The 24,774-nt window shown below is 62.2% G+C and carries 26 protein-coding genes; 13 read left to right on the top strand and 13 right to left on the bottom strand.

Going from position 1 to position 24,774, the window contains the following annotated elements; genetic code table 11:
• Window positions 1-40: 40 nt before the first annotated feature.
• The 3 genes from deoA to ASD58_RS14475 all read left to right on the top strand — a co-directional run bounded on the left by deoA (window position 41) and on the right by ASD58_RS14475 (window position 3,072).
• Window positions 41-1,363 carry a thymidine phosphorylase gene (deoA, locus tag ASD58_RS14485; protein WP_057261858.1) on the top strand — a complete coding sequence of 441 codons (1,323 nt, stop codon included), beginning with the start codon at window positions 41-43 and terminating at the stop codon, window positions 1,361-1,363.
• Window positions 1,364-1,442: 79 nt separating this feature from the next.
• Window positions 1,443-1,847 (top strand): cytidine deaminase, encoded by a 405-nt coding sequence (locus ASD58_RS14480; RefSeq protein WP_057261857.1) that lies wholly within the window; start codon window positions 1,443-1,445, stop codon window positions 1,845-1,847.
• A gap of 10 nt (window positions 1,848-1,857) precedes the next feature.
• Entirely contained in the window at window positions 1,858-3,072 is a 1,215-nt protein-coding gene (locus tag ASD58_RS14475; protein WP_057261856.1) for a nucleoside deaminase, read from the top strand.
• Here ASD58_RS14475 and ASD58_RS14470 read toward each other — a convergent pair.
• From ASD58_RS14470 to ASD58_RS14440, 7 genes are all read right to left on the bottom strand, one after another.
• On the bottom strand, window positions 3,065-3,445 hold the full coding sequence (locus ASD58_RS14470) for an SgcJ/EcaC family oxidoreductase (protein WP_057261855.1): 381 nt from the start codon (window positions 3,443-3,445) through the stop codon (window positions 3,065-3,067). The genes ASD58_RS14475 and ASD58_RS14470 overlap by 8 nt on opposite strands.
• Window positions 3,446-3,844, bottom strand: coding sequence for a VOC family protein (locus ASD58_RS14465; RefSeq protein WP_057261854.1), 399 nt, complete (start codon window positions 3,842-3,844; stop codon window positions 3,446-3,448).
• Window positions 3,844-4,269, bottom strand: coding sequence for a VOC family protein (locus ASD58_RS14460; protein ID WP_200951607.1), 426 nt, complete (start codon window positions 4,267-4,269; stop codon window positions 3,844-3,846). The genes ASD58_RS14465 and ASD58_RS14460 overlap by 1 nt, the downstream gene beginning before the upstream one ends.
• Before the next feature lie 78 nt (window positions 4,270-4,347).
• Window positions 4,348-5,136 (bottom strand): LytTR family DNA-binding domain-containing protein, encoded by a 789-nt coding sequence (locus ASD58_RS14455; protein ID WP_057261852.1) that lies wholly within the window; start codon window positions 5,134-5,136, stop codon window positions 4,348-4,350.
• A gap of 3 nt (window positions 5,137-5,139) precedes the next feature.
• The gene (locus ASD58_RS14450; protein WP_082565417.1) at window positions 5,140-6,036 is read right to left on the bottom strand and encodes a sensor histidine kinase; all 897 of its coding nucleotides are present in this window, start codon (window positions 6,034-6,036) and stop codon (window positions 5,140-5,142) included.
• Entirely contained in the window at window positions 6,029-6,271 is a 243-nt protein-coding gene (locus tag ASD58_RS14445; RefSeq protein ID WP_156401280.1) for a hypothetical protein, read from the bottom strand. Before ASD58_RS14445 ends, ASD58_RS14450 begins: the two co-directional genes overlap by 8 nt.
• 113 nt (window positions 6,272-6,384) lie before the next feature.
• Complete coding sequence (locus tag ASD58_RS14440) at window positions 6,385-6,936, bottom strand: GNAT family N-acetyltransferase (RefSeq protein WP_057261849.1); 552 nt, start codon at window positions 6,934-6,936, stop codon at window positions 6,385-6,387.
• Between the two features lie 99 nt (window positions 6,937-7,035).
• Here ASD58_RS14440 and ASD58_RS14435 point away from each other — a divergent pair, with 99 nt between their 5' ends.
• From ASD58_RS14435 to ASD58_RS14420, 3 genes are all read left to right on the top strand, one after another.
• A complete protein-coding gene (locus tag ASD58_RS14435) occupies window positions 7,036-7,638 on the top strand; it encodes a hypothetical protein (protein ID WP_057261848.1) in 603 nt (200 codons plus the stop codon).
• Between the two features lie 45 nt (window positions 7,639-7,683).
• Window positions 7,684-8,055, top strand: a complete 372-nt coding sequence (locus ASD58_RS14430) for a VOC family protein (protein WP_057261847.1) — start codon at window positions 7,684-7,686, stop codon at window positions 8,053-8,055.
• 236 nt (window positions 8,056-8,291) lie between these two features.
• Window positions 8,292-8,726 (top strand): nuclear transport factor 2 family protein, encoded by a 435-nt coding sequence (locus ASD58_RS14420; protein ID WP_057261845.1) that lies wholly within the window; start codon window positions 8,292-8,294, stop codon window positions 8,724-8,726.
• 170 nt (window positions 8,727-8,896) lie between these two features.
• On the opposite strand, the gene ASD58_RS14415 is transcribed toward ASD58_RS14420, so the two are convergent.
• From ASD58_RS14415 to ASD58_RS14390, 6 genes are all read right to left on the bottom strand, one after another.
• Window positions 8,897-9,739 carry a hypothetical protein gene (locus tag ASD58_RS14415; RefSeq protein WP_057261844.1) on the bottom strand — a complete coding sequence of 281 codons (843 nt, stop codon included), beginning with the start codon at window positions 9,737-9,739 and terminating at the stop codon, window positions 8,897-8,899.
• A gap of 42 nt (window positions 9,740-9,781) precedes the next feature.
• Window positions 9,782-10,603 (bottom strand): transglutaminase family protein, encoded by an 822-nt coding sequence (locus tag ASD58_RS14410; protein WP_057261843.1) that lies wholly within the window; start codon window positions 10,601-10,603, stop codon window positions 9,782-9,784.
• A gap of 9 nt (window positions 10,604-10,612) precedes the next feature.
• The gene (locus tag ASD58_RS14405; protein ID WP_057261842.1) at window positions 10,613-11,551 is read right to left on the bottom strand and encodes an alpha-E domain-containing protein; all 939 of its coding nucleotides are present in this window, start codon (window positions 11,549-11,551) and stop codon (window positions 10,613-10,615) included.
• A 12-nt stretch (window positions 11,552-11,563) separates the two neighbouring features.
• Entirely contained in the window at window positions 11,564-12,973 is a 1,410-nt protein-coding gene (locus tag ASD58_RS14400; RefSeq protein WP_057261841.1) for a circularly permuted type 2 ATP-grasp protein, read from the bottom strand.
• A 62-nt stretch (window positions 12,974-13,035) separates the two neighbouring features.
• A complete protein-coding gene (locus ASD58_RS14395; RefSeq protein ID WP_057261840.1) occupies window positions 13,036-13,662 on the bottom strand; it encodes a TetR/AcrR family transcriptional regulator in 627 nt (208 codons plus the stop codon).
• Window positions 13,649-15,103, bottom strand: coding sequence for a PLP-dependent aminotransferase family protein (locus ASD58_RS14390; protein ID WP_057261839.1), 1,455 nt, complete (start codon window positions 15,101-15,103; stop codon window positions 13,649-13,651). Before ASD58_RS14390 ends, ASD58_RS14395 begins: the two co-directional genes overlap by 14 nt.
• Window positions 15,104-15,266: 163 nt before the next feature.
• Here ASD58_RS14390 and ASD58_RS14385 point away from each other — a divergent pair, with 163 nt between their 5' ends.
• Genes ASD58_RS14385 through hydA form a run of 7 tightly spaced genes read left to right on the top strand, consistent with a single transcriptional unit; the run spans window position 15,267 to window position 24,764 of the window.
• Window positions 15,267-16,583 (top strand): aspartate aminotransferase family protein, encoded by a 1,317-nt coding sequence (locus ASD58_RS14385; protein WP_057261838.1) that lies wholly within the window; start codon window positions 15,267-15,269, stop codon window positions 16,581-16,583.
• Between the two features lie 12 nt (window positions 16,584-16,595).
• Window positions 16,596-17,711 (top strand): alanine dehydrogenase, encoded by a 1,116-nt coding sequence (gene ald, locus ASD58_RS31250; RefSeq protein WP_057261837.1) that lies wholly within the window; start codon window positions 16,596-16,598, stop codon window positions 17,709-17,711.
• A gap of 15 nt (window positions 17,712-17,726) precedes the next feature.
• The gene (locus ASD58_RS31245; RefSeq protein WP_057261836.1) at window positions 17,727-19,229 is read left to right on the top strand and encodes a CoA-acylating methylmalonate-semialdehyde dehydrogenase; all 1,503 of its coding nucleotides are present in this window, start codon (window positions 17,727-17,729) and stop codon (window positions 19,227-19,229) included.
• 11 nt (window positions 19,230-19,240) lie between these two features.
• Window positions 19,241-20,608: an NAD(P)-dependent oxidoreductase gene (locus tag ASD58_RS14370; RefSeq protein ID WP_057262101.1), complete on the top strand. Its 1,368-nt coding sequence runs from the start codon at window positions 19,241-19,243 to the stop codon at window positions 20,606-20,608.
• Window positions 20,608-21,894, top strand: coding sequence for an NAD-dependent dihydropyrimidine dehydrogenase subunit PreA (preA, locus tag ASD58_RS14365; protein WP_057261835.1), 1,287 nt, complete (start codon window positions 20,608-20,610; stop codon window positions 21,892-21,894). Before ASD58_RS14370 ends, preA begins: the two co-directional genes overlap by 1 nt.
• The gene (locus ASD58_RS14360; protein ID WP_057261834.1) at window positions 21,891-23,369 is read left to right on the top strand and encodes an NCS1 family nucleobase:cation symporter-1; all 1,479 of its coding nucleotides are present in this window, start codon (window positions 21,891-21,893) and stop codon (window positions 23,367-23,369) included. The genes preA and ASD58_RS14360 overlap by 4 nt, the downstream gene beginning before the upstream one ends.
• Window positions 23,370-24,764: a dihydropyrimidinase gene (hydA, locus tag ASD58_RS14355; protein WP_057261833.1), complete on the top strand. Its 1,395-nt coding sequence runs from the start codon at window positions 23,370-23,372 to the stop codon at window positions 24,762-24,764.
• The last annotated feature ends 10 nt before the right edge of the window (window positions 24,765-24,774 follow it).

The following is a 24,774-nucleotide window of genomic DNA, read 5'->3' as shown; positions in this document are numbered from 1 at the left end:
CGCGGTCTACCGGCTCGAAGCAAAAAGAAAGAGATAAAAAATGTTCCTCCCTCAGGAAATCATCCGTAAAAAACGTGACGGTGGCGTGCTGTCGAAAGAAGAAATCCAGTTCTTCGTCAAAGGCATCACCGACAACAGCGTCAGTGAAGGCCAGATCGCCGCGCTGGCGATGGCAGTTTTCTTCAACGACATGACCATGGACGAACGCGTAGCCTTCACCCTGGCCATGCGCGATTCCGGTGAAGTGCTGGACTGGAAATCCCTGAACCTGCCAGGCCCGGTGATGGACAAGCACTCCACCGGCGGCGTTGGCGACGTGGTATCCCTGATGCTCGGCCCGATGATCGCGGCCTGCGGCGGCTTCGTGCCGATGATCTCCGGCCGCGGCCTCGGCCACACCGGCGGCACACTGGACAAGTTCGACTCGATTCCCGGCTACTCCACCGTCCCGACTAACGACAAGTTCCGCGAAGTGGTGAAGGACGTCGGCGTGGCCATCATCGGCCAGACCTCGTCGCTGGCGCCATCGGACAAGCGCTTCTACTCGATCCGCGACGTCACCGCGACCGTGGAATCGGTGGCGATGATCACCGGCTCCATCCTGTCGAAGAAGCTGGCCGCTGGGCTGGACGTGCTGGCGATGGACGTGAAGGTCGGCTCCGGCGCCTTCATGCCAAGCTACGAGAAATCGGTTGAACTGGCTGAATCCATCGTCAAGGTGGGCAATGGCGCAGGCACGCTGACCTCTGCACTGCTGACCGATATGAATGAATCGCTGTCCCCATGGGCCGGCAATGCGCTGGAAGTTCGCGGTGCAATCGACTACCTGACCGGCAAGTTCCGTCCTGCTCGCCTGCACGAAGTGACGATGTCGCTATGCGCCGAGATGCTGGTGCTGGGCAAGCTGGCTGCCAATGAAGCCGATGCACGCGCCAAGCTGCAGCACGCACTGGATTCCGGTGAAGCGGCTGAACGCTTCTCGCGCATGGTGACTGCGCTGGGCGGCCCGGCTGACCTGGTGGAGAATATGGACAAACACCTGGAGAAGGCGCCGATCGTGGTGCCGGTGCCGGCACTGCGTGGCGGTTATGCTGCCTCTGCCGTTTGCCGCGATATCGGGCTGGCGGTGGTATCGCTGGGTGGCGGGCGCCGTCGTCCGACCGATGCGATTGACTTTGCTGTTGGTTTGACCGACCTGGCAGAGCTGGGACAGCCGCTGCAAGCGGGGCAACCAATGGCGATGGTGCACGCTCGCACGCAGGCTGCTGCGGAACAGGCGGTGCGTGAGGTGCAGGCGGCATACACGATTGCCGATGCGGCGCCGATGGCGAATCCGATCGTGTACCGTACTATTCGCCCTTAAACCGGTACCCCGATGTCTGACCCGCAGGGTCAGACATCCGCCTGCGCCGGCCGCGTCTCAACTACCGGTCTGGAGATATATGAACAACGAAAAACTGATCGAAGAGGCCAAGGCAGCGCGCCTGAAGGCCTACACCCCATACTCCAACTTCAAGGTCGGCGCTGCGCTACTGACCAAGGACGGCAAAGTATTCCACGGCTGTAATGTGGAAAACGCCAGCTACGGCCTGTGCAACTGCGCCGAGCGCACCGCCTTCTTCAGCGCAATCGCGCAAGGCTACCAGCCCGGCGATTTCGACAAGCTGGCCGTCGTCGGCGAAACGGACAATCCGATCGCTCCATGCGGCGCTTGCCGCCAGGTCACGCTGGAGCTGGGCGGCAACCAGTTGCCGGTTGTGCTGGCCAACCTGAAAGGCGACACGCGTGAAACCACCGCCGCCGAATTACTCCCGGAAGCCTTCGGCGGCTGGGACTTGAAGAAGTAAAGACGCAAGCGTGAAGAAGGCCATCGACGTTCAAACGGCAGTCGCCATTGCGGCGTCTGAAGCCATTGCAGCGAAGACCCAGGGCACTTTCGGCGTGGGCGGGGTAATGCTGGACGCCAGAGGCACCGTGCTCAAGGCGCTGCATAACAACGTCATCAGGCATGGCCTGATTTACGACCCCACCGCGCACAGCGAACGCCAGTTGATCGACTGGTACTTTGCCGAACGCGCCAAAGGCCACGAGCTGCCGCCCCCTGAAGAAATCACCATCGTGACATCGCTCGACCCGTGCTGCATGTGCACGGGCGCCATCCTGGCGGCTGGTTTCAACGTGGTGGTTGCGGCGCCTGACAGCAAAGCAGGCATCAACTACAACGGTTCCGCCTTCTATCCTTCGCTGCCGGTGGCGTTGCGCCCGCAGGCAGAACGCACGTTCGCCTACCCGGCAGTGCTGGGTACTTCGTCGTATGCACGACGCGGGGCCGGGGCTTCGCCAAAGCCTTTCTTCATCGGCAAAACCATCGCGGAACCAACGCAAGCCTTGTGTTCGCTGGTGTTCGAGGCCACGTCGGCTAACGTGATGGACCTGTTCAATATCGACCCACCGCAAGCGGACTTGAAAGACCCGGCCACGCTGCCGGAAGATCACTTCATCGTGCGCGCCCTGAAACGCGTTTTCCCCGATGCGCTGACCTACCGCTGCGAGCCGCGCACGCCGGACGTCGGGCTGGCGCCCTACCTGCAGCAAGCCATGGCGCGCGACAAGGCGCAAGGCGGCAAGGGCGATGCGGTGGCGCTGCTGGATTCTTTCGGCAACCTGCTGCTGTGCTGTCACGGCCGCCTGCAGACTTCCAGCATCCGCACTGCCTTCATGGAGTGCACGCGGGCTTACGCGCAACTGCGCTACAAGTTGATGGAAGGCGCCGACGCGGCGATGCAAGCAGAAGTGCGCCATTACCTGGGGCATCCGAAAGACGGCACCTTTGTGTTCGCGGTCGGCCCGGATGAAAGCGCGCTGAGCTTCATGGCGCTCGGCGCTTATGGTTCGACGATGGAAGGCGCCCTGCCACTCAACAACCCGGCGCAGTTCCAATACGTGCGTCCGGCAATGGCGGAGCAGGCGCTGCACGAATTGTGCAGCCACCTGCCTCCGCTATACCGCAGCCTGATCAGGATCCGCCCGACGCAGGTGACGGATGCCGCCCTGGTCGCGGCGATCAATTAAGCATATTCGCGTCGCGCGCCAATTGCCATTTGCCGGCAGGACTCTTGCGATACACCGACAGCACATTGCCTTCCTTACGCATGGTTTCGCCGCCAGCCAGCGGCGTAATCGCGACGCGCAGGTGAGTCGTGCAATAAGCAAGGTTGCCGCTGACTTCCACCTGCTGCACATCGGCGTGGGATTCGACGCGATGGGACGCCAACACGGCACGCACGCCTTTTTCGAACGCTGCGCGGCCGCGCATGATGGGCTGGCCGGGGACGTAGAATTCGACGTCTTCCGTCATCAGCGGCAGGATGCGGTCGACTTCCGCGGCAAGGGTGGCACGGGTCCATTCCGCGACCAGGTCGCGGATTGCCTGTTCATCGCTCATTCAGGCCCCCTCGAACGAAGCGCTGGCATCGTTCTGCATCATGCCGAAGATATTGCCGTCCGGGTCCTTGGCGTAGGCCAGCCAGCCGACGCCAGGCACGGGCATGCGCGGCACGGCGACGGTGCCTTTGAGTTCCTTCAGCAGCGCCAGGGATTGGTCGAGGTCTTCCACATCGACGGTGCAGACGAAGGCGTTGACGGAGGCGCCTTCTTCCGGCCGCGGGCCACGGCGCGGCAGCAGGCCGCCATTGATGCCGGGCGCACCGACTTCGCCGGTGCCCACCAGCCAATACTCACCGCCTTCCCATTTGGAAAAGCTCCAGTCGAACATCTTGCCGTAAAAGTCGATCAGGGTTTGTGGCTCGCTGGCCTGGATTTCAAAGTGAACTGTGCGTCCCATCAGTGCTCCCAAGGGTCATAAGTGCCTATGCTCCACACATGCCCTTCGGGATCTCGACAGGTAAATCCACGGCCGCCGTAATCTTCGTCCTGCAAGGGCATCTCGATTGGCGCCCCGGCTTGCACGCAGCGCGCGTGCACTTCGTCGGCGTCGTTGACGACGAGGTAGGCGGTTTGGGTGACAACCATCCCGAGCTGGGCTGGCTGCTTCAATAAACGGCCATAGTCGGTGTCAAAGATGGAGCTTAGCATGACCATGCCATTGCCGTAAGAAAGCTGGGCGTGGGCAATGGTGCCGTCTTCGTTGGGGACCACCAGCGCGGCCTTGAAGCCCAAGGTCTTGCATAACCAATCGATAGCGGCGGGCGCGTCGCGGTAACGCAGGCAAGGCATGATGGTCGCGCGCGTGGCCTTTGGAATCGTCATCACTCTCTCCCTGTAATTACAGCATGGTCAGGTCAATATAGACTAGCACCGTACAGGGGGCAAGCGAGCGCGGGCAGCTCACATTTGCTGGAATAAATGGGTGTTGCCGCGGCTGACTTCGAGTTCCTCGGTGGAGTTGCGCACGCGGACCATCTGGCGCCCGCGCAGGTCGCGCGTCACCTCGGCAATCGCATCGACGCGCACGAGGGTGGAGCGGTGGATGCGCCAGAACTCGTTCGGGTCCAGCTCATCTTCCAGCTCCTTCAAGGTCTTGCGGATCAGGAATTCGCCTTGTGCCGTTTGCACGCGCGTATATTTTTCATCGGCGCGAAAGAACAACACTTCCTTGGTCGAGATCATGCGCAGGCTGTTGCCGACCTGGGCCTGGATCCAGTGCAGGTATTCGGGCTGCGCGGGGCCTGCGCCGGAGGACGGGCTGCGGCCGGTCTGCTGCAAGAGCTGGCTGAGTTGGCGCTCGATATTGTTGGGCGTCTTGCCGAGGCGCGCCTGCAGGCGTTCGCAGGCCGTTTTCAAACGCTCCAGGTTGACCGGCTTGAGCAGGTAATCCAGCGCGCCTTGTTCGAAGGCCTCGATCGCATATTGGTCGTAGGCAGTAATGAAGACGATGTGGCAACGGTTGAACAGCATGCGCGCGGCCTCGATGCCGGTCAGGCCGGGCATGCGGATATCGAGGAACACGATGTCGGGCTGGTGCTGGCCGGCCAGTGCGATTGCCTCGATGCCGTTGGCCGCTTCGGCCACGATGTCCAGTTCGGGCCAGGCTTCGTGCAGGCGCTTGCGCAGCATGTCGCGCATTGGTTCTTCATCGTCGGCGATGATGGCAGTGGCTTTAGGCTGGTTGCTCATGACTCAAGGTTTCGCAAAGATATCTGGTGCAAACGGAATGCAAATCGACGCGCGGCAGCCGCCGTCCATCGGCTGCTCGATCAGCAACTGGGCGCGGGTGCCGTACATCAGCTTGAGGCGTTCGCGCACATTGGTCAGGCCGACGCCGTCGCCGGCATAGGCGTTGAAACCGACGCCGTCATCCTGCACGTCCACCTGCAGCACGCTGCCGCTGACGCTGGCACGGATGTCGATGCGGCCGCCTTCCACTTTCGGTTCCAGGCCATGCTTGATCGAATTTTCGATCAGGATCTGCAACATCATCGGCGGGAAGGTGGCGCTTTCCAATTCCTTCGGCACGTCGAACGAGACGGACAAGCGCGACTTCATGCGAGCCTGCATGATGGCGAGATAGGAATGCGCCATCTGGATCTGGCGTCCCAGCGTGCCGTTGCCGCGTGAGCGCATCTGTGGCAGGGTGGCGCGCAGGTATTCGATCAGGTGGGTGTGGATCTTGGCCGCTTCCGGCGGGTCGGTTTCGATCAACTGGCCGATCAGGGCCAGGGTGTTGAACAGGAAGTGCGGTTCGACCTGCGCTTGCAGGGCCGACATCTGGGCTTCGACCAGGCGGCGCTCCAGGCTTTCGGTGCCGGCTTGCGCAGCCGCCTTGCGTCCTTCAATTTCGGCCTTGCGCTTGCCGCCGGCGAGGATCTTCAGGCCGGCCGAGCCGACGATGAAGAAGGCGACCTGTTTCGGATGCAGCACGGGCGTCAGGCCAAGCAGGAAGGCGAGCATCCACGTTACCACCAGTTGGCGCAAAGGCACTTGCGCCAGCCAGTCGAAGAAGTCCCACCACAGGCTGCTGGCTGTGTCGCCAATCTCTCCAACAAAGGAGAGCACGCTGCGGGTCCGGTTACCCATGTTGTTTCTTGTGTCCGAAGGCATTGATGGCCAGCTTGGCGATCAGCACGCCGATGAACAGGGTGATGGCCAGCGGCAGGATGGTCAGGAACAGGGCAATCACGATGCACATGCCGACGATGGCAGGCCAGGACATATGGTCCAGCGTGCGGACGAAGTGGCGGCCGATGCCGACAAAGGCTTGCCACACTTCTTTCACGGTTTCCTTGGCGCTTTTGTTAATCGTTTTCATCATTTCCTCCTTGCGTTTCGATGATGCAACTGTACCGCTGCGGCCGGCAACAGTGGAGCGCCTTCCGACGAACTGCACTGCGGGGTGGCTGACTTGCTGTGTCGCGCGATGAACGGCTAGCGTGCAGCCAGCCAATCGGAGCGCAGCAGGCCGAAAAAGTCCGTGTCGCAGATCTCGCCATTGATGATCCAGCGCTCACGCATATGGCCCTCATGCACAAAGTGCAAGCTTTTCAGCAGCTTGGCGGAGGCGGTGTTGCGCGGGTCGATGTCGGCTTCGATGCGATGCAGGCGCAGCACGCGGAAGGCGTAGTCGATCAGGGTGGCCATGGCTTCCTGCATATAGCCCTTGCCCCAGAAAGCGCGGTCCAGCATGTAGCCGATGTCGCAACGGCGGTTCTGGCGGTGGAAGCTGTACAGGTTGATGATGCCGGCCAGTTCGCCATCGACTTCCACGCCCATGCGCAGCAGTTCGCCGTTTTCGTAGCCCGCTTGCGCCGCGGCGAAATAGGCCTCGGCCTGCTGCATGCTGTCCCACGGTGCGCTGCTCCAGTAGCGCATGGCATCCGGGTCGGAATACATGCGGAATAGCGCCGGCACGTCGGCAGGGGACAGGGAGCGCAGTTGCAGGCGCTGGGCGGTCAGGGTGAATGGCGCGAAAGCTGGCATGGAATGCTGACTCTAGGAAATTTTTGCATTTTAACAAGGAAGGCCAGTAAAATTGATTTTAACTTTTTGTCATTGGTTTTTCATGAATGGAGTAATCTGATGCGTATTTTGCGGGCCAGTGCCCTGGTTTTATCCTTGTTCGCCCCGATGGCGCAAGCCCAGATGTCGAACGGGAACGGCGGTGCAAGCTTCAACAGCCTGGATCGTGCCAATGATCCCACCAAGGAAATGATGGCGCGCTTCATCGATGCCAGCCGCATGACCCTGACCGGCAACCAGCAACTCTTGGCCGCCCTCGGCCAGTCGCAGGAAGCTGCCGCAATGGGCGAACAGGCCGGCCAACTGTCCGAATCGATGACGCGCCTTGCCGTTGAAAAAAACCTGGAGGCCCAGTTGCGCGGCGTCACGGCGTCCACCAAGGCACTCGCCGCAGGCGGCCAGGTGCCGGTTGCGCAACTCGAACAAGGCCTGGCTTCGCTGGCACAAGCGGTTGCCCAATACGACCAATTGATGAAGGACCTGCCGGAAGCCAAAGCTGCGATGAATACCATGCGCCAGGTGACCAAGGTGGATACGCCAACCTTCTTCATGCTGCGCAGCCTGTCATCCAGCACCGCCAGCCTGAAAAAAGAGATCCACGCTGTGGCGCAGGCGGCTCAGCAAGCGGGCGCCAAAGTGCCGGAGGCCTTGCTGGCAATCTAAGCCGATGTTAGATTGATATGGTCCAAGTGAGCGGAGGAATTCGGCATGCAACTCGGCGTATTTTCCCTTAGCCTGAACGTCAAAGACATCCGGGCTTCGCGCGAGTTTTACGCGAAGTTCGGCTTCAAGGACTTTGGCGGCAACATCGAGCAGAATTGGCTGATCATGAAGAACGGCGAACAGGTCATCGGCCTGTTTCAGGGCATGATCGAAAAAAATACGCTGACCTTCAATCCGGGCTGGGACAGCAACGCCCAGCTCGTACCCGGTTACACCGACGTGCGCCAGCTTCAACGCCAGCTTGAAGAAAACGGCGTGGCGCTGGCCTCACGCGTCGACGAGTCCAGCACCGGACCGGCTTACATCATTGCCGTCGACCCTGACGGCAATCCTATCCTGATAGACCAGCATATCTGATCGCATTACCCTTGAATTTTCTCGATCTTCTTGACCTTGATTCGTCCGCGGATGCGCGAGCCGTTCGCCGCGCTTACGCACGCAAACTGAAACTCATCGACCAGGAAGCTGAGCCTGCAGCGTTCCAGACCTTGCGCGAGGCGTATGAGGCGGCGCTTGCCGCCCCATACCCGGCCGAATATCCGCGGGTGTTCAGGGTTCGGTTCCCGATTTAGTCAACTTTATATGGAAAGCCAATGAAGATACGCAAAATGGTGATCGCAGCCGCGCTGGCGCTTGGCACTGTGAGTGCCTTCGCCGTGTCGCCATCAGAAGAACTTGCGCGGCAGGCCGACGCCTGGGATAAAGCCATCATCCGCAAGGACCGCGCCGCCATCGCGGAAAACATGGCGGAGGATTTCCGCCAGATCAGCGCGCGCGGCGACGTGGCGGGCAAGGCAGCTTTCGTCGATGCGATCACGTCGCCCAAGCTTGTGATAGATCCCTACGGCGTGGAAGACATGGACATCCGCTTCTACGGCGACGTGGCGCTGGTGAGCGGCCGCACGCGCATGACCGGCAGCTACGACGGCAAGCAGTTCGGCAGCCATTACCGCTATATCGACGTTTACGTGCGCAAGGAAGGAAAGTGGCGCGTGACCAGCGTGCAGGTCACACCAGTTCAGGAATAAGCCATGAGCGACTGGCTGGATCTTCCCCGTCGAAGCTGGTTGTCATTGTTGATGCCCAGCTTGAACTGGCGCGGCTTGGGCCTGCCTTCGGGCGCTGATGGAGCTCGCTGCGGCGAAAGCGATGCAGTTGACGGACGCTGGCGCGCTTGCCTGCCTAGCCGGGTTGCGTTTTACTGCTGGCCGTCACCGAAGTGCTGGGCGAAACTTTGCGGCGCGGCAGGCGTCTTGCCGCCGTCCAGGTCTGCGGGGCGCGGCGCGCGCACTGGCTGGCTGGGGCGCGAGGACATCGCCGTCCACTCGGGAGCATCGATGCCATCGAATATCGCTTTCAATTGCTGGCCCCAGGTGCTGCGGATCATCTGGAAATAGGCGTTCTTCTCGTCCACCGTGACGAAGCGGGTCACCGCCAGGCTATCGGCTTCGTACACCAGCAAATCCAGCGGCAGGCCGACCGATACGTTGGAGCGCAGCGTCGAATCCATGGAAATCAGCGCACACTTGGCCGCTGCATCGAGCGAACTGGCAGGGGTGATCACGCGGTCGATGATCGGCTTGCCATACTTGGCTTCGCCGATCTGGAAGTAAGGGCTCTCGGCCTGGGCCTCAATGAAATTGCCGGCCGAGTAGATGTGGAACAGGCGGCAGCGCTCGCCCTTCACCTGGCCGCCGAAGACCAGGTTGATGTTGAAGTCGATGCCGAACTTGCCCAGCGATTCGGCGTCGCGCGCATGGACGATGCGCACGGCCTCGCCCAGCACGCGGGCGGCTTCGAACAGGTTCGGCGCATCCCAGACGCTATAGCCGTTGCTGCCGGTCAGTTCGCCCACCAGTTGGCGTACCGATTGCGAAATCGACAGGTTCCCTGAAGTCATCAACACCAGCACGCGCTCGCCGGGAGTTTCGAACACGCTCATCTTGCGCACCGCGCTGACCTGGTCGACGCCGGCATTGGTGCGCGAGTCCGACAGGAATACCAGCCCCGCATCGAGGCGCATGCCAACACAATAAGTCATACGGAAAAAGGCCTGAGGAAGGAAAAGCCGATTCTACACCCGCTACTGCTGGTTCGATTGCTGGCCCGATTGCACCCGTACCAGGACCGACAGCGTTTCGGTACCGCCGCCGCGCCGCACGCCGCGGAGCGGGGCGGCCGCTTCATAGTCGCGTCCCACGGCCAGGCGGCAATAGGCAGCGTCCATCAGCCGCGCATGGGTCACGTCCAGGCTGACCCAGCCTTCATAGCCGGGGTCCGTGGCCCAGGCATCGACCCAGGCATGGCTGGCGGCATGGCTGCCGCCGCCGGGGTCGATATAGCCCGATACATAGCGCGCCGGGATGCCTTGCGCCTGGCAGCAGGCGAGGAAGACGTGCGCATGGTCCTGGCAGACGCCGCTGCCCAGTTCGAGCGCGGCGCCGGCGCTGGTGCTGACTTCAGTGGTGCCGCTCTGGTAGGCGACAGCGGCAACGATCTGGCTGGCCAGCAGCAGCAGTTCGGGCGTGCTGGCCCTGCCCGGCGGCAGGGTGGCAGCTGCCAGGGCCCGGATGGCGGGCGTCGCGGACGTCAATGGCGTTGGCACGGTATAGGCCAGCGGCGGCAAGGCATCATCGTGCAGGATGCGACCGCCGGGCGGGTCGCTGGTCTCCACGGTGCCGCTGGCGACGATAGACAGCTTGTCGTGCTGGGTGGCCAGCGTCAGCATATGCGAGCGATTGCCGAAGGCATCGGTGAATGCGTGCAATTGGCCGGGCGCGGTAAGGTCCCATTGCAGCACGTGCTGCTGGGCTTCCACGCGCGGCGTCAGGCGCAGCAGCTGGATGCTGTAGGCCAGGGCACTGCTGTAGGTGTAGCGCGTTTCGTGGCGTATTGTCAGTTGCATGCTTGGTCCTCAGGCTGCCAGCGGTACCAGGAAGACGCGGCTGACCCGGTTGCCCAGTTCATTTACCTGCGCCAGGAAGCCGTTCAGCATGTCGTGCAGGCCGCGCTGCATGATGTCCTCGATGCGGGCGAATTGCAGTTCGGCGTGCAGGCGGCCGGCATAGCGTTCAGTGTCGGCCGACAGGTCGTTGCGCACCGCGCGCAGGTTGTCCACCACTTCCGCCATGCAGGCCAGCAGGGAGCGCGGCATGTCGGGGCGCAGGATCAGCAGTTCGGCCACGCGCCCCGGCGTGATCACGTCGCGGTAGACCCTTCGGTAGATCTCGAAGCCCGACACGGAGCGCAGCAGCGCAGCCCAGTAGTAAAAATCGCGCTCGCCACTGGCGCCGTCGCGCATGCCAAGGAACTTGACGTCGAGGATGCGCGCGGTGTTGTCGGCGCGCTCCAGCGCGGCGCCAAGGCGGATGAAGTTGACCGTCTCGTCGTTCAGCATGGTGCCCAGCGTGACGCCGCGCGCCAGGTGGGCGCGGTATTTGACCCAGTCGAAAAACTTGCCGGGATCCTGGTCCAGCAAGCCGTTGCCCAGGTGTTTCTGCAGGTCGAGCCAGGTCTGGTTCTGAATTTCCCACACTTCGGTGGTCAGTGCACCGCGCACGGCGCGCGCATTCTCGCGCGCTTCGCGCATGCAGGCCGCAATCGACGAGGGGTTGGACGGATCGCGCACCATGAAGTCGATAACGTCACGCGCGGTGACGGCGGGGTACTTGGCGCAATAGGCCGGCTCCAGCTCGGAGATGCCGAGCAGGGCGCGCCAGCTGCGCTCCGTATCGGCGGGCGATTGCGGCAGCATCGAGGTCTGCACGGCGACATCCAGCATGCGGGCAGTGTTCTCGGCGCGCTCGGTGTAGCGCGACATCCAGAACAGGTGGTCGGCGGTTCGGCTTAACATGACGGATTCTCCTTATGCTTCCAGTACCCAGGTGTCCTTGGTGCCGCCCCCTTGAGAGGAATTCACCACCAGGGAACCTTCCTGCAGGGCGACCCGGGTCAGGCCGCCCGGCACCATCGAAACGGTTTTTCCGGACAGGACAAAGGGGCGCAAGTCGACATGGCGCGGCGCAATGCCGCTTTCCACGAAGGTGGGGCAGTTGGACAGGGCCAGCGTCGGCTGGGCGATGTAGCCGTCCGGCCTGGCGACCAGGCGTTCGCGGAAGGCCGCTACCTGTTCGCGCGTGCTGGCCGGGCCGACCAGCATGCCGTAGCCGCCGGCGCCATGCACTTCCTTGACCACCAGCTCCGGCAGGTGGGCCAGCACATAATCCAGGTCGGCCGGCTTGCGGCATTGCCAGGTGGGGACGTTGTGCAGCACCGGTTCTTCTGACAGGTAGAAGCGGATCATGTCGGGCACGAAGGGGTAGATCGACTTGTCGTCCGCGACGCCGGTACCGATGGCATTGGCCAGGGTGACGCGGCCGGCGCGGTACACCGACAGCAAGCCCGGCACGCCCAGCGAGGAATCGGCGCGGAAGGCTAGCGGGTCGAGGAAGTCGTCGTCCAGCCGGCGGTAGATCACGTCGACGCGGCGCGGGCCGTGCGTGGTGCGCATATAGACCGCGTTATCGTTGACGAACAGGTCCTTGCCTTCCACTAGTTCCACGCCCATCTGCTGGGCGAGGAAGGCGTGTTCGAAATAGGCCGAGTTGTACATGCCGGGCGTCATGACCACCACCGTGGGATCGTCCACGCCTTGCGGCGCCACCGAGCGCAGGTTGTCCAGCAACAGGTCCGGGTAGTGGTCGACCGGCGCCACCCGGTTGCGTGCGAACAGGTCGGGGAACAACCGCATCATCATCTTGCGGTCTTCCAGCATGTAGGAGACGCCGGACGGCACGCGCAGGTTGTCCTCCAGGACGTAGAACTCGCCCTGGCCTGCGCGCACGATATCGACCCCCGCGATGTGGGAATAGATGCCGGCGGCGACGTCGATGCCCTGCATTTCTGGCCGGTACTGGGCGTTGCGGAAGATCTGCTCGGCGGGAATAATGCCGGCACGGATGATGTTCTGTCCGTGGTAGATATCGTGCACGAACATGTTCAGTGCCTTGACCCGCTGCGCCAGGCCACGCTCCAGCATGGACCATTCCTGCGCCGGAATGATGCGCGGGATGATGTCGAAGGGGATCAGGCGTTCGGTTCCGGCATCGTCGCCGTACACGGCGAACGTGATGCCGACACGGCGGAAGCTCAGATCGGCTTCGGCGCGCTTGCGGGCCACGCTGTCGGCTGGCTGCTGTTCAAGCCAGCGGCAGAACTCGCGGTAGTGTTCGCGCGTGCTGCCGGCATCGGTCATTTCATTGAAAAAGCTTGGCATAGGCGCTCTCCTTGGGGGACGATTAATCCCATTCAAGTTTTATGCCAGCAATAAATGCACTATTAAGGTGCGAGGGCGGTGACGACCAGTTTGATGATGGTATCTTCGGCTGCGACGAAGTCGGAAGCCTGCAGCTCTTCACGCCCCATGACGAGTTTCATCTGCGCTGCAAAGTCGGCGTAGGACTGGGTCATGGCCCAAATGGCGAACAGGAGATGGGTGGCGTTGACGGCGGCGATGCGGCCTTCGGCGATCCAGCGCTCGAACACTTCGATGTCCTTGCGCACCAGCGGCACGACGCGTTCGCGAATCTGCTCGCCGTACATGGGCGCACCGCTGATCACCTCCATCGCGTAAACGCGCGAAGCCAGCGGGTGCTCCCGCGAGAAGGCCAGCTTTGCACGGATATAGGCGCGCAACACCTCGGCCGGTTCACCTTCGGGCTCGGCCAGGTTGGCCATGCGTTCCAGCCAGTTATCCAGCACGTCGTCCAAAACGCGCTGGTAGAGGGCCTGCTTGGTGGGGAAGTAGTACATCAGGTTTTGCTTCGACAAGCCGACGTTTTCCGCGATGGTGGCGACGGAAGCGCCTTCGTAGCCCGATTCCGCGAACACGCGCACCGCCTCCGCGGCGATATCGGCTTCCAGCCGGTCGCGGTTGATCACGCGGCGCAATTTAGCTGACCCCATATTCCCTCCTCATTGACTGCAGGAAGTTCCGCAGTTGTGGGCTGTCCGAATAAGCGACGTTGAAGCGGAACCAAATCGATGCCGGTTGCCGCAATTGGAAAAATTCACCCGGCGCAAGCAGGATGCCGGACTTCAGTGCCTGTTCGGCCAGCTGCTTGCCGTTGCATTCCTGCGACGGCGCTTGTTGCCAGCCGGCGCTGACGAACATGCCGCCGCGCGGCTTGGCGATTGGAACCATGCCGGCCAGGGCAAGCAGGTCGATGGTGCGCTCGCGGCCTTCGGCCAGTTGCGCCACCAGCTTTTCCACCATGCGCTTATACGGCCGCGCGGTGATGGCGTGGTAGGCGGCGCGTTCGTTCACTTCCGACGTGGTGAGGCCGGCCAGCATCTTCACGCGCACCAGTTCCGGCAGCAGCGAAGCCGAGGCGCAGATCGAACCGACGCGCAGTACCGGCGACAGGGTCTTGGAAAAACTGCCAACGCGGATCACGCGGCGCAAGCCATCCATCGCAGCCAGCGAAGCTTCGCCGCGCGCGGTGAGCTCGCGGTAGATGTCGTCCTCCACCAGCCAGAAGTCGAACTGCTCGGCAAAGCCCAGCAGGCGATGCGCCTGTGCTTGCGTCAGGCTGGTGCCGAGCGGGTTTTGCAGCACGGTGTTGACGAACATGAGCTTGGGCTGGGTCTCGCGCGCCTGCGCTGCAAGGAAGTCCATGTCCAGGCCATGCTCGTCGCGCGGAATGCCGATGGCATGGCAGCCGTGGTGGCGGATCAGCGACAGCAGGTTGCTGTACACCGGGTCTTCGACGAAGACCGTGTCGCCCGGCTTGGTCAGCGTGCGCAGGATCAGGTCGAAGGCATGGGTGGCGCCATGCGTGAGCAGGATTTGTTCGGCTTCCAGCGCGAACAGTTCGTCGCTGAGCGTGGACGCCATGTACTGGCGCAGGCCCGGAAAGCCGAGCGGGTGACCATAGCCGCGCAGGCGGTTGGCGGGGATGCGCATGGCGTGCCGCACAGCGTCGAGGATGGTGTCTTCGCCATACCACTCGGGCGGCAACCAGCCGGCGCCGACCGGCAGCGCCTCGGATGCGCCGGAATACAGTTCGGGGGTGAGGGCATCGACGGCGGCCGGCGTGGCGAACATGGCCGCCGGCGGCAGCAGGGCGGGGGCGTCGTGACGGGCAACAAAATAGCCGGAACCGCGGCGTGATGACAACAGTCCGAGGGTCACCAGGCGGTCATAAGCCTCCACAACTGTAAAGGTGCTGATGCCATTACACTTCGCGAATTGCCTGACTGAGGGCATCTTTGTGCCCACGCGCAGCTCGCGACTTGCCACCATCGCGCTGATGGCGTCCACGATCTTTTCAACCAGGCTGCCCTTCTTCGCGCGCTCGATGGAAAGCACGGGCCATGCGGAGTTGGGAGTTGCGCTGTCGTCCATTCGGTCCTCTAAAACTGTACTGTTTTTGCTACCTGTACGGTTGGAACGTTTCCGCGTGTGTGTATATGTGCCATAGTTAACTTGCTGTCTATTATTGCATCATGATTTTGCCAACTGGTAAAGTTTTTTGAGCATCGTAAAAAACCCACCAAGGGAGATAGCAATGAATGAAGCCCGGCCGCAGTCCCTGGCATCTTTCTGGATGCCGTTCACGAACAACCGCGACTTCAAGGCGAACCCGCGCTTGCTGGTCTCGGCGGAAGGCGTGTATTACAAGGACGTCGATGGTAACCAGGTGCTGGACGGCACCGCAGGCTTGTGGTGCGTACCGTGCGGGCACCGCCAGCCGAAGATCGTGGCCGCAGTCAGCGAAATGGTTGGCCAGCTCGACTTCGCGCCGACCTTCCAGATGGGCCACCCGGCGGCCTTCGACCTTGCCGATAAGCTGATGGAATATACCAACCATCGCTTCGGCCACGTGTTCTACACCAACTCCGGCTCCGAAGCGGTGGACACCGCCCTGAAGATCGCGCTGGCCTATCACAAGGCGCGCGGCGAAGCCTCCCGCACCCGCCTGATCGGCCGTGAGCGCGCCTACCACGGCGTCGGCTTCGGCGGCATCTCGGTCGGCGGCATCGCCGGCAACCGCAAGCCTTACGGCACGCTGCTGCCAGGCGTCGACCACCTGCCGCATACGCACAACCTTGAAAAGAATGCCTTCACACGCGGCGAACCGGATTACGGCGCCCACCTGGCCGATGAACTGGAACGCATCGTCGCGCTGCACGACGCGTCCACGATTGCGGCCGTGATCGTGGAGCCGGTGGCTGGTTCCACCGGCGTGCTGGTGCCGCCGAAAGGTTACCTGAAACGCCTGCGCGAGCTGTGCACCAAGCACGGCATCCTGCTGATCTTCGATGAAGTGATCACCGGCTTTGGCCGCCTGACCACGCCGTTCGCGACCGACTACTTCGACGTCGAGCCGGACATGATGACCACGGCCAAGGGCCTGACCAACGGCACCATTCCGATGGGCGCAGTGTTCAGCAAGAAGTTCATCCACGACGCCTTCATGGACGCGCCGGCCGGCATTGAACTGTTCCATGGTTATACATACACCGGCCATCCGGTGGCCTGCGCCGCTTCGCTGGCTACGCTGGAAGTGTTCAAGGAGCAGAAGCTGCTGGACCACGCCAAGGAAATCCAGCCGTACTGGGAAGATGCGGTGCATTCGCTGAAAGGCCTGCCGCATGTCATCGATATTCGCACCATTGGCCTGGTGGCCGGCATCGAGCTGGCGCCGCGTGCTGGTGCGCCCGGAGCGCGTGCCTACGCCGCGTTCAAGAAAGCTTTCGCGGATGGGCTGCTGATCCGCACCACCGGCGACATCATCGCGCTGTCGCCACCACTCACCTTTGAGAAGAAGCACATCGACGAATTGTTCGGGAAGCTTGGAAAGGTGTTGAAGGACCTAGACTAGAGGAGACGAACCATGTTGGTAGGCGTACCGAAGGAAATCAAGAATCAGGAATCGCGCGTTGGCCTTACCCCGGCCAGCGTAAAGGAACTGACACTCCGCGGGCACCAGGTCCTGGTGCAACACAACGCGGGCGCTGCAATCGGTCTGACCGACGAAATGTATGTGGGCTCCGGCGCCACGATCATCCCGACTGCGGAGGAAATCTTCGCCAAGGCCGAAATGATCGTCAAAGTGAAGGAGCCGCAGCCGCAAGAATGCGCGATGCTGCGCGAGAACCAGATTCTATACACCTACCTGCACCTGGCTCCCGATCCGGAGCAGACCAAGGCGCTGGTGAAATCCGGCGCGGTCTGCATTGCGTATGAAACCATCACCGGCGCGAACGGCGGCTTGCCGCTGCTGGCGCCGATGAGTGAAGTGGCAGGGCGCATGTCCATCCAGGCTGGCGCTGCCCATCTTGAAAAATCCAAAGGCGGCATGGGCCTGTTGCTGGGCGGGGTGCCTGGCGTGGCGCCGGGCCATGTGGCGATTATCGGTGCCGGCGTGGTCGGTACCAATGCGCTGCAGATTGCTGTCGGCATGGGCGCCCGCGTCACGGTGCTGGACAAGAACGTCGACCGCCTGCGCCAGCTTGACCTGATATTCGGCAACCGCATCCAGACCATGTTTTCCAACGCCCATACCATCGACGATGCCGTGACCGATGCCGACCTGGTGATCGGCGGCGTGCTGGTGCCGGGTGCTGCGGCGCCCAAGCTGGTCACGCGCAGCATGGTGTCGCGCATGAAGCAAGGCTCGGTGGTGGTCGACGTAGCCATCGACCAGGGCGGCTGCTTCGAGACTTCGCACGCCACCACGCACGAGAACCCTACCTTCATGGTGGACGGCGTAGTGCATTACTGCGTCGCCAATATGCCGGGAGCGGTTGCCCGTACTTCCACCTTTGCGCTGAATAACGCCACCATCGGACATGCCGTCGCGCTGGCCGACAAAGGCTGGGCCAAGGCCATGAAGGCCAACCCGCACCTGCGCAATGGGCTTAACGTCTGCCAGGGCCACGTCACCTATGAAGCGGTGGCGCACGATCTTGGCTATACCTATGTGCCGGCGGAATCACTGCTGGCTTAATCCTCAGGGCTTGAAATGAGCAATCTCGATACCATCACCCACTTTATCAATGGCGCCAAGGTCGATACGGCCAGCGGGCGCTATGGCGACGTTTTCAATCCAGCGCTTGGCGAGCCGGTTGCCCGCGTGGCGCTCGGCACAGCGGAAGAAGTCGATGCCGCCGTGCGCGCTGCGGAGGCGGCATTCCCGGCGTGGTCCAATACGCCGCCGCTGACCCGTGCGCGCGTGCTGTTCAAATATCTCGAATTGTGCCACCAGCACACCGAGGAATTCGCCGCCATGCTGACCCGTGAACACGGCAAGACCTTCGCGGACGCCAAGGGTGAAGTGGCGCGTGGTATCGAGATGGTGGAATTCGCGGTCGGCATTCCGCAGCTGATGAAGGGCGAGTACACCGACCAGATTGCGCGCGGCATCGATGCGTGGTCGATGCGCATGCCGCTGGGGGTGGTGGCGGGCATCACGCCATTCAACTTCCCGGTGATGGTACCGATGTGGATGTTCCCCATCGCTATCGCCTGCGGCAATACCTTCATCCTCAAGCCTTCCGAGCGCGATCCTTCGCCATCCCTGCTGCATGCGCGGCTGTTGAAGGAAGCAGGTCTCCCTGACGGCGTGTTTAACGTGGTGCAGGGCGATAAAGTGGCCGTCGATGCGCTGCTCGACCACCCGGTGGTCCAGGCGGTCAGCTTTGTCGGCTCGACGCCGATTGCCGAATATATCTACTCGCGCGGCTCGCAGCACGGCAAGCGCGTGCAGGCATTGGGCGGTGCCAAGAATCATATGGTGGTGATGCCGGACGCCGACATGGACATGGCAGTCGACGCCCTGATGGGCGCCGCCTTCGGTTCGGCGGGCGAGCGCTGCATGGCGATCTCGGTGGTGGCGGCGGTCGGCGATGCCGGCGACAAGCTGCTGGATGCACTGAAAGCGCGCACCGCTGCACTGAAAGTGCGCGACGGCATGGCGTCCGACGCCGAGATGGGGCCGGTGGTGACGTCGGCTGCCAAGCAGCGCATCGAACGCTTGATCGGCGAAGGCGTGGAGCAGGGGGCCACCCTGGTGGTCGATGGCCGCAACTACCAGGTTGCCGACCGCCCGAACGGCTTCTTCATCGGCGGCACGCTTTTTGACCACGTGACGCCGGACATGACGATCTACAAGGAAGAAATCTTCGGCCCCGTGCTGTGCATGGTACGTCTGCCGGACGTGGCAACGGCGGTGGAGCTGATCAACAAAAATGAATATGGCAACGGCGTCGCAGTCTTCACGCGCGATGGCGGCGTGGCGCGCGAATTCGTGCGCCAGATCCAGGTCGGCATGGTGGGCGTCAACGTGCCGCTGCCGGTGCCGATGGCCTTTAACAGTTTTGGCGGCTGGAAGCGCAGCCTGTTCGGCGACCACCACGCCTATGGTCCGGAGGGTGTGCGTTTCTATACCCGCCATAAGGCCGTCATGGAGCGCTGGCCAAATACTGCAAGTGCTGGCGCGCAGTTTGCTTTCCCACAGATGAAGTGAGGATGGAACCAATGATCGAGTCACTCAAATACATACCGCAGCCTAAAGCCACGAACGAAGAGCTGGCCGGTCATTTCACCGACCTGGCGCCGCCTTTGAACGCGCGCCAGGCGGCTATTGAAAGTGCGCGTTGCCTGTATTGCTACGACGCGCCGTGCACGCGCATCTGCCCGACCGGCATCGATGTGGCAAGCTTCATCCGCAACATCCACGACAAGAACGTGAATGGCGCTGCCGTGACGATCCTGCAGCAGAACATCCTGGGCGGTAGCTGCTCGCGCGTCTGTCCCACCGAAATCCTGTGTGAGGACGCCTGCGTGCGCAATCACGACGCTGAGGGCCAGCCGGTCAAGATCGGCCTGCTGCAACGCTTTGCGCTCGATAACGCCACCCTGGATGGCCACCCGTTCAAGCGTGCACCATCGACCGGCAGGAAGGTTGCGGTGGTCGGTGCCGGGCCAGCGGGGCTGTCCTGCGCCCACCGCCTGGCCATGCTGGGCAATGACGTGGTGATTTTCGAGGCGCATGAGAAATCCGGCGGCCTGAATGAATACGGCATTGCGAAGTACAAACTGACCGACAACTTCGCACAGAAGGAAGTCGACTTCCTGTTGGGGATCGGCGGCATTGAAGTGCGCCACGGCCAGAAACTGGGCGTGAACGTGAACCTGAAGGAGCTGCACGCGCAGTATGATGCGGTATTCCTGGGCCTGGGCCTGGGGGCCAGCCGCGCACTGGGCCTGACCGGCGAAGATGCACCGGGCCTGATGGCCGCAGTGGATTACATCGCCGAACTGCGCCAGGCGGACGACCTGGCCAAGCTGCCGGTGCCGCGCCGCGCCATCGTGATTGGCGCCGGCAATACCGCCATCGACATGGCAGTGCAGATCCAGCGCCTGGGTGCGGAAGAGGTGACGATGGTTTATCGCCGCGGCTTTGATGCGATGAGCGCGACCCACCACGAGCAGGACATTGCCAAGGCCAACCAGGTGCGCATGCAGACCTGGGCGCAGCCGCAGCAGGTGTTGCTGGATGAAGCAGGCCGCGTGCGCGGCATGCGTTTCGAGCGCACGGCGATGGAAGGATCGCGCATGATCGGCACCGGCATCACCTTCGAGTTGCCGGCCGATGCGATCTTCAAGGCCATTGGCCAGGCGATGGAAACGGCCGCATTGGCCGATCCGCTGGCCGCGATGCTGAAGCGCGATGGCGACAAGATCCATGTCGACGACAGCTTCCGCACCATCCTGCCGGGCATTTATGCCGGCGGCGACTGCGTCTCGCTGGGCCAGGATCTGACTGTGCAAGCCGTGGAGCATGGCAAGCGCGCCGCAATGGCGATCCATTCCGACATCCAATCGAAGAAGGGGGCAGCATAATGGCCGACCTGAGCGTCAATTTCTGCGGCATCAAGGCGCCGAATCCATTCTGGCTCGCCTCCGCGCCGCCGACCGACAAGGCATACAACGTGATCCGGGCCTTCGAAGCAGGGTGGGGTGGCGTGGTCTGGAAAACGCTGGGCGAAGATCCGCCAGCCGTGAATGTGTCTTCGCGCTACTCCGCCATCTACGGCAAGAACCGCGAAGTCCTGGGCTTCAACAACATCGAGCTGATTACCGACCGTTCGCTGGAATTGAACCTGCAAGAGATCACTGAAGTGAAAAAGGCCTGGCCGGACCGCGCTATCGTGGTCTCGCTGATGCTGCCGTGCGAAGAACATTATTGGGCTGCCATCCTGCCGAAAGTCGAAGCCACCGGCGCCGATGGGATCGAGCTGAATTTCGGCTGCCCGCACGGCATGCCGGAACGCGGCATGGGTTCCGCTGTCGGCCAGGTGCCGGAATATGTGGAACAGGTGACAGCGTGGTGCAAGAAGCACAGCAGGCTGCCGGTGATCGTCAAGCTGACGCCGAACATTACCGACATTCGCCGCCCGGCGCGGGCTGCGAAGGCTGGCGGCGCCGACGCTGTTTCGCTGATCAATACGATCAACTCCATCACGTCCCTCGACCTGGACAAGATGGTCGCCTTCCCCAATGTCGGCGGCGCCAGCACCCACGGCGGCTACTGCGGCCCGGCCGTCAAGCCGATTGCGCTGAACATGGTGGCCGAGATTGCGCGCGATCCTGAAACGCGCGGCCTGCCGATTTCCGGCATCGGCGGCATCGGCAACTGGAAAGATGCGGCGGAATTCATCGCCCTGGGCGCTGGTTGCGTGCAGGTTTGTACCGCGGCCATGCTGCACGGCTTCCGCATCGTGCAGGAGATGAAGGACGGCCTGGAGCGCTGGATGGACAGCAAAGGCTACAAGACGCTCGATGATTTCATGGGCAAAGCAGTAGCCAACACCACGGACTGGAAATTCCTGGACATGAACTACAAGTCCATTGCGCATATCAGCCAGGACGACTGTATCAAGTGCGGCCGCTGCTATGTGGCCTGCGAAGACACGTCGCACCAGTCGATCTTCCAGCTGGTCGACGAAGCGACCGGCACACGGACGTACAAGGTCAATGAGGAGGAATGCGTTGGCTGTAACTTGTGCGAAATTACCTGTCCGGTGCAAGGTTGTATTACGATGGTCGCAGTCCCCACGGGCAAGCCTTACATGAACTGGACACAGGACCCGCGCAACCCGCGGGCCGAGATCAAGGAGACTGCATGAGCGACAATTCCCAGTTGTGGAACGAAGACCTGGCCCCGACCAATGAATCGCAGCGCACCTGGCGCTGGTATCACTTCGCTGCACTCTGGGTTGGGATGGTCATGTGCATCCCTGCCTACACGCTGGCAGCCAGCCTGATTGAAGGCGGCATGTCGGCGGGACAGGCGGTCCTCACTGTTTTCCTCGCCAATACCATTGTGCTGCTGCCGATGCTGCTGATTGGGCACGCGGGCACCAAGTACGGCATTCCGTATGCGGTGCTGGCCCGCGCTTCGTTCGGCACTTCGGGAGCGCGGCTGCCGGCACTGATGCGGGCCATCGTGGCTTGCGGCTGGTACGGCATCCAGACCTGGTTCGGCGGGCAGATGATCTATACGTTGCTTGGCGTGATGATGGGCGGCGAGATTGGCGGTTCAAAGATCGGCGGCCTTGGGATCAATGGCGCGCAACTGCTTTGCTTCATCGCGTTCTGGGCGATCCAGTTCTGGTACATCGTGCATGGCATGGATGCGATCCGCAAACTGGAAACCTATACCGCACCGTTGAAGATCATCATCTGCTTCGTGCTGCTTGGCTGGGTGTACCAGAAGGCGGGTGGCTTCGGCACCTTGCTGGAGCAGCCATCGCAGTTCGTCGAAGGCGGCAAGAAGGCGGGGCAATTCTGGCCGACGTTCTGGCCTTCGCTGACGGCCATGATCGGCTTCTGGGCTACGCTGGCGTTGAATATCCCCGACTTCACCCGCTTTGCAAAAACGCAGCGCGACCAGGTGCTGGGCCAGTCGGTTGGCCTGCCCGTGCCTATGGGCTTGCTGGCGGCGCTGGCGGTGATCGTCACCTCCGCTACGGTCGTCCTGTATGGCAAAGCGATCTGGGATCCGGTCGACCTGGCCAGCCGCATGACCGGCGTTGCCGTGCTGGTGGCACTGGTGATCCTGCTGATCGACACGATCTCGGTCAACCTGGCGGCCAACCTGGTCGGGCCGGCGTATGACTTCTCCGCGCTGGCGCCAAAGCATATTTCCTATCGCACTGGCGGCTACATCACTGCCGGCATTGCGCTGGCGATGATGCCCTGGAAGCTGCTGGAGACCACGCAGGGCTACATCTTCACCTGGCTGATTGGCTATTCGGCTTTGCTTGGCCCAATCGCCGGCGTGCTGATCGTCGACTACTACCTGATTCGCAAGACGGAGCTGAATGTCGGGGCACTGTATGTCGACAACGGTGAGTACAGCTATACCAATGGCTGGAACTCTGCGGCGCTGCTGGCTTTCGCGTTTGGTGTGGCGCCAAATGTGCCGGGCTTCCTGAATGCGGCCTTCCCGGCCTCGTTCGGCGACGTCGGCGACGGCTTCAAGCTGATATATACCTATGCATGGTTCGTCGGCATCGCAATTGCGGCGCTGGTGTACGGCATCCTGATGAAGGGCAGGGCGGCACGCGCGGTCCAGCCACAACTTGCGGAGAAGGCCTAAATGGCGACATTGATACGTGGCGGTACTGTAGTGAACGCGGACAGGGCTTTCCGCGCCGATGTGCTGTGTGAAGGCGACAAGATCGTCGCCGTTGGTCCTGCGCTGACGGCGCCGGCCGGGGCGGAAGTGATCGATGCCGGCGGCCAGTACGTCATGCCGGGCGGGATAGACCCGCACACCCATATGAACCTGCCCTTCATGGGCACCGTCACCCAGGACGACTTCTTCACCGGCACTTCTGCCGGACTCGCGGGGGGCAATACCACCATCATCGACTTTGTCATCCCCAGCCCGCAGCAGCCGCTGCTCGAGGCCTATCACCAATGGCGCGGCTGGGCGGAAAAGGCGGCTGGCGACTACACCTTCCACGTGGCGATTACCTGGTGGTCGGACAAGGTGCATGAGGAAATGGGAACGCTGGTGCGCAACCATGGCGTGAACAGCTTCAAGCACTTCATGGCGTACAAGAACGCCATCATGGCGGACGACGAAACGCTGGTCAAAAGCTTCCGCCGCGCGTTGGAGCTGGGTGCGATTCCTACGGTGCATGCCGAGAACGGAGAGCTGGTGTACCAGTTGCAGCAGGACCTGCTGCGCCAGGGGATCACTGGCCCGAAAGCGCATCCGCTGTCGCGCCCTCCGGCCGTGGAGGCGGAGGCGGCCAACCGCGCCATCGCTATCGCCAACGTCCTGAATACGCCGCTGTATATCGTGCACGTGTCTTGCAAGGAGTCGCTCGACGCTATTACCCGTGCCCGCGCTGCCGGCCAGCGCGTCTACGGCGAGGCGCTGGCGGGTCACCTGATCGTGGACGACAGCGTGTACGACCATCCTGATTTCGATTTCGCAGCGGGCCACGTCATGAGTCCTCCGTTCCGCAGCCGCGAGCACCAGAAAGCGCTGTGGCAAGGCCTGCAAGGCGGTAACCTGCATACTACGGCGACCGACCACTGCACTTTCTGCGCCGAGCAGAAGGCGGCTGGCCGCAATGACTTCACCAAAATCCCCAACGGCTGCGGTGGCGTGGAAGACCGCATGGCGGTGATCTGGGATGAAGGCGTCAACAGCGGCAAACTGACGCCGTCAGAATTTGTGCGCGTAACGTCCGCCAATGCTGCGCAGATCTTCAATATCTATCCACGCAAGGGCCTGATTGCCGCCGGCTCGGATGCGGATATCGTGGTGTGGGACCCGGAAGGCAGCCGCACGATTTCGGCCAAGACCCAGTTTGCAAAGGGCGGATTCAATGTCTTCGAGGGACGTACCGTCAAAGGGATTCCGAGCACCACGGTGGCGGCGGGCAAAGTCGTATTCCATCGTGGCGATTTGCGGGCAGTCGAAGGCGCCGGGCGCCACATCGACCGTCCGGCCTTTGCGCCAGTAACGGCGCGCTAAGGAGTGCATC

Source organism: Duganella sp. Root1480D1 (genome assembly GCF_001427305.1).
GTDB lineage: Bacteria > Pseudomonadota > Gammaproteobacteria > Burkholderiales > Burkholderiaceae_D > Rugamonas.
Note: the sequence above shows the minus strand (reverse complement) of the source record. Positions and strands in the feature narration are given on the sequence as shown.

Bases quoted from the DNA above. Each gene is read 5' to 3' on its own strand.
- deoA (WP_057261858.1), top strand. From the start codon at position 41: ATGTTCCTCCCTCAGGAAATCATCCGTAAAAAACGTGACGGTGGCGTG.
- ASD58_RS14480 (WP_057261857.1), top strand. From the start codon at position 1,443: ATGAACAACGAAAAACTGATCGAAGAGGCCAAGGCAGCGCGCCTGAAG.
- ASD58_RS14470 (WP_057261855.1), bottom strand. From the start codon at position 3,445: ATGAGCGATGAACAGGCAATCCGCGACCTGGTCGCGGAATGGACCCGT.
- ASD58_RS14465 (WP_057261854.1), bottom strand. From the start codon at position 3,844: ATGGGACGCACAGTTCACTTTGAAATCCAGGCCAGCGAGCCACAAACC.
- ASD58_RS14460 (WP_200951607.1), bottom strand. From the start codon at position 4,269: ATGACGATTCCAAAGGCCACGCGCGCGACCATCATGCCTTGCCTGCGT.
- ASD58_RS14455 (WP_057261852.1), bottom strand. From the start codon at position 5,136: ATGAGCAACCAGCCTAAAGCCACTGCCATCATCGCCGACGATGAAGAA.
- ASD58_RS14450 (WP_082565417.1), bottom strand. From the start codon at position 6,036: ATGGGTAACCGGACCCGCAGCGTGCTCTCCTTTGTTGGAGAGATTGGC.
- ASD58_RS14445 (WP_156401280.1), bottom strand. From the start codon at position 6,271: ATGATGAAAACGATTAACAAAAGCGCCAAGGAAACCGTGAAAGAAGTG.
- ASD58_RS14440 (WP_057261849.1), bottom strand. From the start codon at position 6,936: ATGCCAGCTTTCGCGCCATTCACCCTGACCGCCCAGCGCCTGCAACTG.
- ASD58_RS14435 (WP_057261848.1), top strand. From the start codon at position 7,036: ATGCGTATTTTGCGGGCCAGTGCCCTGGTTTTATCCTTGTTCGCCCCG.
- ASD58_RS14430 (WP_057261847.1), top strand. From the start codon at position 7,684: ATGCAACTCGGCGTATTTTCCCTTAGCCTGAACGTCAAAGACATCCGG.
- ASD58_RS14420 (WP_057261845.1), top strand. From the start codon at position 8,292: ATGAAGATACGCAAAATGGTGATCGCAGCCGCGCTGGCGCTTGGCACT.
- ASD58_RS14415 (WP_057261844.1), bottom strand. From the start codon at position 9,739: ATGACTTATTGTGTTGGCATGCGCCTCGATGCGGGGCTGGTATTCCTG.
- ASD58_RS14410 (WP_057261843.1), bottom strand. From the start codon at position 10,603: ATGCAACTGACAATACGCCACGAAACGCGCTACACCTACAGCAGTGCC.
- ASD58_RS14405 (WP_057261842.1), bottom strand. From the start codon at position 11,551: ATGTTAAGCCGAACCGCCGACCACCTGTTCTGGATGTCGCGCTACACC.
- ASD58_RS14400 (WP_057261841.1), bottom strand. From the start codon at position 12,973: ATGCCAAGCTTTTTCAATGAAATGACCGATGCCGGCAGCACGCGCGAA.
- ASD58_RS14395 (WP_057261840.1), bottom strand. From the start codon at position 13,662: ATGGGGTCAGCTAAATTGCGCCGCGTGATCAACCGCGACCGGCTGGAA.
- ASD58_RS14390 (WP_057261839.1), bottom strand. From the start codon at position 15,103: ATGGACGACAGCGCAACTCCCAACTCCGCATGGCCCGTGCTTTCCATC.
- ASD58_RS14385 (WP_057261838.1), top strand. From the start codon at position 15,267: ATGAATGAAGCCCGGCCGCAGTCCCTGGCATCTTTCTGGATGCCGTTC.
- ald (WP_057261837.1), top strand. From the start codon at position 16,596: ATGTTGGTAGGCGTACCGAAGGAAATCAAGAATCAGGAATCGCGCGTT.
- ASD58_RS31245 (WP_057261836.1), top strand. From the start codon at position 17,727: ATGAGCAATCTCGATACCATCACCCACTTTATCAATGGCGCCAAGGTC.
- ASD58_RS14370 (WP_057262101.1), top strand. From the start codon at position 19,241: ATGATCGAGTCACTCAAATACATACCGCAGCCTAAAGCCACGAACGAA.
- preA (WP_057261835.1), top strand. From the start codon at position 20,608: ATGGCCGACCTGAGCGTCAATTTCTGCGGCATCAAGGCGCCGAATCCA.
- ASD58_RS14360 (WP_057261834.1), top strand. From the start codon at position 21,891: ATGAGCGACAATTCCCAGTTGTGGAACGAAGACCTGGCCCCGACCAAT.
- hydA (WP_057261833.1), top strand. From the start codon at position 23,370: ATGGCGACATTGATACGTGGCGGTACTGTAGTGAACGCGGACAGGGCT.